The 6,133-nt window shown below is 38.9% G+C and carries 2 protein-coding genes and 1 pseudogene; 2 read left to right on the top strand and 1 reads right to left on the bottom strand.

Annotated features, from left to right (window positions below):
* The first annotated feature begins 269 nt into the window (after window positions 1-269).
* Window positions 270-518 (top strand): hypothetical protein, encoded by a 249-nt coding sequence (locus tag IM477_RS23360; RefSeq protein ID WP_502866538.1) that lies wholly within the window; start codon window positions 270-272, stop codon window positions 516-518.
* A 110-nt stretch (window positions 519-628) separates the two neighbouring features.
* Window positions 629-6,013: a cadherin domain-containing protein gene (locus tag IM477_RS12670; protein ID WP_502866539.1), complete on the top strand. Its 5,385-nt coding sequence runs from the start codon at window positions 629-631 to the stop codon at window positions 6,011-6,013.
* On the opposite strand, the pseudogene IM477_RS12675 reads toward IM477_RS12670, so the two are convergent.
* A pseudogene (locus IM477_RS12675) lies at window positions 6,010-6,133 on the bottom strand (IS630 family transposase); the annotation flags it as partial. The gene IM477_RS12670 and the pseudogene IM477_RS12675 overlap by 4 nt on opposite strands.

Below are 6,133 nucleotides of genomic sequence, written 5' to 3' on the forward strand. Positions count from 1 at the left end.
AGATTTCTTCAGAAATTGAAGAGATAATCGGCAAAATCACTAACCCTACTATCTTAGAAGAGCTACTAAAATTAGCAGCTACCGCTAATTCTCTCGCAGAATTTAAGCAGTCTTTGGCAAGAATCCAATAATCTTATCCTAATATATAGAAAACGGGTTTCTCAAAGAAACCCGTTTTCTGTATAATCTTAATTTTTGTTACAGGGGTCTTGACAAATTCGGGATTGTTGGGCTAAAACTGTTAGCAATAAACTTTTGCAGTTAATGTCATGACTTCTACCCTGTTGCCGATTCTTCCTGCTGTTTACGATGTTTTGTTTAATTTCGCTCAATCTGATGGTTTTTGGGCGAATTTAGAAACCGCTTTTGGCACAAGTTATGATGTGGTTAAAGCGACGCAATTACGACAGCAGTGGCAAAGTCGAAATTTTAGTCAACTTCCTGAGATTGAGGTTGTCAGTGGCGCAGTTTTAGGGACGGCTAATGGCGCTTATGGGATTAGCACTAATAAGATATAGCGGTAAGCGCTTGAGTGAGATACAGACCAAGCTTTGCCTAGCATGGTTTATAGCTCGTGACACTGTACCTCATACGACTGCACACCGCTATATATCTATCTGAAAGCTTTTTGGCTTCTGCTAGTTTAGATGCTTTGGTTGCGGTGGTGTTGGAAGAAATTGGGCATTTTGTGGATGCTCAAGTGAATGCTGAGGATTCTGCTGGTGATGAGGGTGAGATTTTTTCGGGGATTGTGCAGGGTAAGGTGTTTGAGTCTGAGCAGCTAAAATTGTTGAAGGCTGAGGATGATCATGCGATTGTTTCTTTGGATGGGAAATTAGTAGCGATTGAGCAAGCGCAGCCTGTTTCAGAAAGTGGTGGTGAAGGAGGAAACAAGCTAAAAGTTTTTACTCTAGATCCTTTACCACAAGGGACAACAGAAAGAAACGTTACTTTGACTTATCGGTATGAACATTTCTCCATTCCCGACCAGTTTGAATTAAGGTACGGTAAAGGTAAAGACCCTCTTTTCAGTACCGAGAAGCCCGTTTCAGGCAGTAAGGCTGGCATTGTAGTCTTTAAGCAAGTTCAAGGACAAGATACTGTAAATATTGAGGTGATAGCACCACAAGAAGGTACAGCTTGGAATTTCACGGTTTCTAATGATGCTAAAGAAATTCCCATTAATGGTCTTTTGGGTGATGTTATCGAGATTGATCTGGGTAAAAAATCTGGATCTATTACTTTAAAATCGATTCCTAGTAGCTTGGAGGCTAAAGGAAAATTAATTGACAAAGATGGAAAAGATGCAGTTAAGGAAAACACCTACGGAGTTTTATACTATGTTCCTATAGTATCTGGTGAGAGCCAAGAGTATGGTAAGCCTCGAAATACTCAAAAGGATAAGGGTCTTGGTGAAGTCACTTTTGATGTTGAAGATCAGGATCAGAAGTCTATAACTGTTAAGGTAAACGTTACCGATGGTTTTTCTAAGACTGATGGAAGTAATCCAGTAAAAACTGGAACTGGAGAGCTTGATATTTATACTCAACGACAACGACTAGCTTACTTGGGTTTTCCGGGTAGCAGTGGCAGTCCTTTAGTTGTTGATGGACAGTCTGGTGGTAACACTGAATGGGCAATAAAATTATTTAATTCTGTAGTTAGTAGCTCAAGCAAAGTCTTGAATGAGAAAAGTTTCAGTAAGGATAATGCTAAACAACTCATTAATGCTACTAATGCTCCACGCTGGACTGAATTAAAAAGTACCTCCATACCAAGAGTTGGAATTGTTCAAGGTTCACTCATAGAATTATGGGCATCTAATTGGACATATGATGTTCTGAACTCCGTAGTTCCTTCAAATCCTAATATTAATTTTAATGTAAATGGAACAAGTCTAAAAAAGGGTGGAGATACATCAGCACACTCTGGTCACGAAGCTGGGATGGATTTAGATATAGATACAGCCGGAAAAGGTGACGGCAATACATATGCACCAAACAATATGTTTTTTAAGGAAAATAAGTTTGGCACTAAGAATACTTGGTATGTAGAAGCTCCTGATGGTAAAGTTATCATTAAAAACACAAATGGAAAGTATGAATCTGCTGATCCTAATGTACCAGCTAATCTTACTAAAGCAATAACTGGTCTTGACATCTATAACAAGCAAGTTATCAAAGAACTATTTTCAGATACCAACAATAATGGGAAAGCAGATCAGGATGAATGGTTGATTATTGATAACCCTAATGCTGTATTTAATAATGCAAATGGCACTCCTACAAAGGGATACGTTCTTGCAGATACAAGAAACTTAATTACCTCTTTCTTGAACGCTAATGTAGGAGGAATTACAGTAAAAGAGGTTTATTTTAATGATCCTCGTACATGGGATATAGACCCTAAAAAAGTTCGTTTTGCATCTAATCATAATGGACACGTTCATTTTACTCTCAAAGCACCAAGCGCAACTACAAATTCTAATCAGAGGTTCAGCACTTTCTCTTTTGCATCTGAAAGCGTTGAACCTGTAGCTACTGATGCCATAACTGTCAACAACTTCATCCTTATAAATAATGTAATAGATATAGGAAAGATAGAAGGAAACTTCAGTACGACTGGCTCGATTAACACTGGAAATCCTGAAACTATCTATCGCTTTACACTTGGTTATCCAGTAGATGAAGATAAAATTGACGGCATCTACTTCAGTACATCTCGAAATTTTAACTTACTTCTCAATCAACTTGCTGCTGATGCTGATGTAGAGCTAATCAAAGATTTTAATGGAGATGGTATTTTTCAAGATGAGGACGTTATAGCAAGTTCAAATCAGTTAGGTAATAATCCTGAAACGCTCAATTTGACAGACCTTAACGAATCTGATTACTACATTCGCATTTTCCAAAAGGGTGGTGATACTAGCTTTAACCTTAGTTTAACAGTTCCTCCTCTACCAGTTCCAACTGACAACGCAGGAAATACAGTAACTAATGCTAAAAATTTAGGAATCATTAGTAATAATGTCCAGCAATCAGATTTTATTGGTCAAGTGGATGCAGATGATTACTATCGTTTCACATTATCATCTATCAGCGATTTGACCGTTGATGTTACTGACTTAGTAAATGGTGATTTATTTGCTGAAGTTGGACAAGATAAAAATAATGACGGCATTCTAGATTTTGATGAAATTATTGTCACATCTGATGAAGAAGGAGATACCAGCGAACAAATTAGCCGTACAGGATTAGCCGCTGGTGATTATATCTTGCATTTGGGGCGTAATAGTGGCAATACAAACTATAACCTTAACCTTTCGGCAACTCCGTCAGTTATTCCACCTGATAAAGCAGGTAGTACCCTTACCACTGCCTTCAATCTTGGCACTTTAACTGCTTCCACCCAAAACGATTTTGTTGGTAATGTTGATCCGATTGACTATTACCGCTTTACCCTGACAAATCCTAGTGGAGTTACCCTCAATCTTAGTGGCTTATCAGCAGATGCCGATTTAGAATTGTCTCAAGATAAAGATGGAGACGGTGTAATCTCTTCTGATGAAGTGATTCAGCTTTCTGAAGGAACAGACAATCAAGATGAAAATATTAATATTACGGCATTACCCGCAGGAGACTACTTTGTAAAAGTATCCCAATACGAAGGTGACACCACCTACAATCTTGCTCTCACACCAACAGCAGCCACTGGAGTAGATCTACAAGTGAGTGTGACTCCAGTAACTAATTCTCTTACTTTAGGAGATCAAGTCAGCTACACCATTACCGTTAAAAATATCGGTGCTTCTAATGCAACAGGAGTCACACTCAGCGATAACTTGCCCCTTGAAAATATCCTTGATGTGTCTGCTGTTGCCAGTAAAGGTACGAGAAGTATTTCTAGCAGTGCAATTACTGCAAATATTGGCAGCCTTAACGTCAATGAATCAGCAACAGTAGTTGTTTCAGGCAGATTGGTTGGTTCGGGTTCAACCAGTAGTTTGATTCAAGTCTCAAGCGCACAAGCAGACTTTAATCCAGACAATGACTCAGTAGTACAGCGTTTCAACGTTGCACCTGGTACAATTCAACCTGCTGATTTGGAACTTTCTCTAACTTCAGATAAAACGACAGCGAATATTGATGACCTAGTTACTTTCAAAATAACTCTAACCAATAAAGGTCCAGGAGCCGCAACATCAATTCAGGTAAAAAATGTTTTGCCTCAAGGATTAACTCTTGTTTCGTCAAATCCTCAGCAAGGTTCTTACAACTCCACATCTGGCATTTGGGAAGCAGGGAATATCGCCAAGGATAATCAAGCTTTCGTAGATATCGTTACCAAAGTTACTTCTGGAGGAAGTCTTTCTAATACTGCTGAAGTGATTGCAGTAACTGAACCTGATCCTGATTCTACTCCCAATAACAATAATCCCAATGAAGACGATCAAGCTTCAGTTATTGTCACTATTGGCACCAATGAAAATCCTAGTAATCAAGCTCCGACAAATTTAGCCTTAAGTGCGACCACAGTAAATGAAAATGTCCCTGTTAACACAGTAATTGGAACATTTTCTACCACAGACCCCGATACTGGGAATACCTTTACCTATAGCTTAGTTGCAGGAACAGGAGATACAGATAACTCAGCTTTCTCGATTGTAGGGAATCAATTACAGATTAATAATTCCCCCGATTTTGAAACCAAAAATAGTTACAGTATTCGGGTAAAAACCACCGACCAAGGGGGACTAAGTTTTGAGAAAACCTTGACAATTACTGTCAATGATGTTAATGAAACTCCCGGTAATCAAGCTCCAACAAATTTAGCCTTAAGTGCGACAACAGTAAATGAAAATGTTGCTCCCAATACAGTAATTGGAACATTTTCCAGCACAGACCCCGATACTGGTAATAGCTTTATCTATAGTTTAGTTACAGGAACAGGAGATACAGATAACTCAGCCTTCTCGATTATAGGGAATCAATTACAGATTAATAATTCCCCGGATTTTGAAACCAAGAATAGTTACAGTATTCGAGTAAAAACCACAGACCAAGGGGGACTCAGTTTTGAGAAAACCTTGACAATTGCGGTAAATGATGTTAATGAAACTCCTAGTAATCAAGCTCCGACAAATTTAGCCTTAAGTGCGACCACAGTAAATGAAAATGTTGCCCCCAATACAGTAATTGGAACATTTTCCAGTACAGACCCCGATAGTGGTAATAGCTTTACCTATAGTTTAGTTACAGGAACAGGAGATACAGATAACTCAGCATTCTCGATTGTAGGGAATCAATTACAGATTAATAATTCTCCCGATTTTGAAACCAAGAATAGTTACAGTATTCGAGTAAAAACCACCGACCAAGGGGGACTCAGTTTTGAGAAAACCTTGACAATTGTGGTAAATGATGTTAATGAAACTCCTAGTAATCAAGCTCCCACAGCCCTAATTTTCCAAAATGCTGTCACCCAGTTAGCTGAAAATGTCAATGTCACACCAGAATTTAAAGTCGCAGATCTCCTGATTGAAGATGATGGTTTAGGAACCAATAATCTCTTCCTCACGGGACGGGATAGGGAGCGCTTCTTAATTCAGAATTCGGCCCTTTTCTATGTCGGTTTTACTCCTAATTTTGAAGCTCAAAACAGTTACGAAGTCACCGTCAATGTCGATGATACAACCGTTGGTGTCACCCCCGATCTCACCCAAACCTTAACTTTAAACATCACCGATATCAATGAGGCTCCCACAGCCCTAATTCTTACCAATAGCACTAAGGCGATCGCTGAAAATACCGATACCAGTCAAGGTGTAAAAGTTGCCGATATTCAGATCAGCGATGATGCCTTGGGGACAAATAGCCTTTCTTTGCTGGGCAGTGATCAGAGCAGTTTCCAGATTCGTGGCCGGGAATTATTCTTCATCGGTAAGGCTGATTTTGAAGCCCAATCCCTCTATAATCTGACGGTGGCGGTAACGGATAAGCTTTTACGCATTTAAGTTACATTGACAGCATTACCCTTATTTTTAAGTTTTCTACTCCATTTAATAATCAATCCCCCTTCATTTAAAAGCTGATTGACTACTTTTTCCAGTTCTTCTTTATTTTCAAATTCTCGA

Origin of the sequence: Microcystis sp. M090S1, assembly GCF_020246295.1 — a bacterium.
In the GTDB taxonomy this organism is placed as follows: domain Bacteria; phylum Cyanobacteriota; class Cyanobacteriia; order Cyanobacteriales; family Microcystaceae; genus Microcystis; species Microcystis aeruginosa.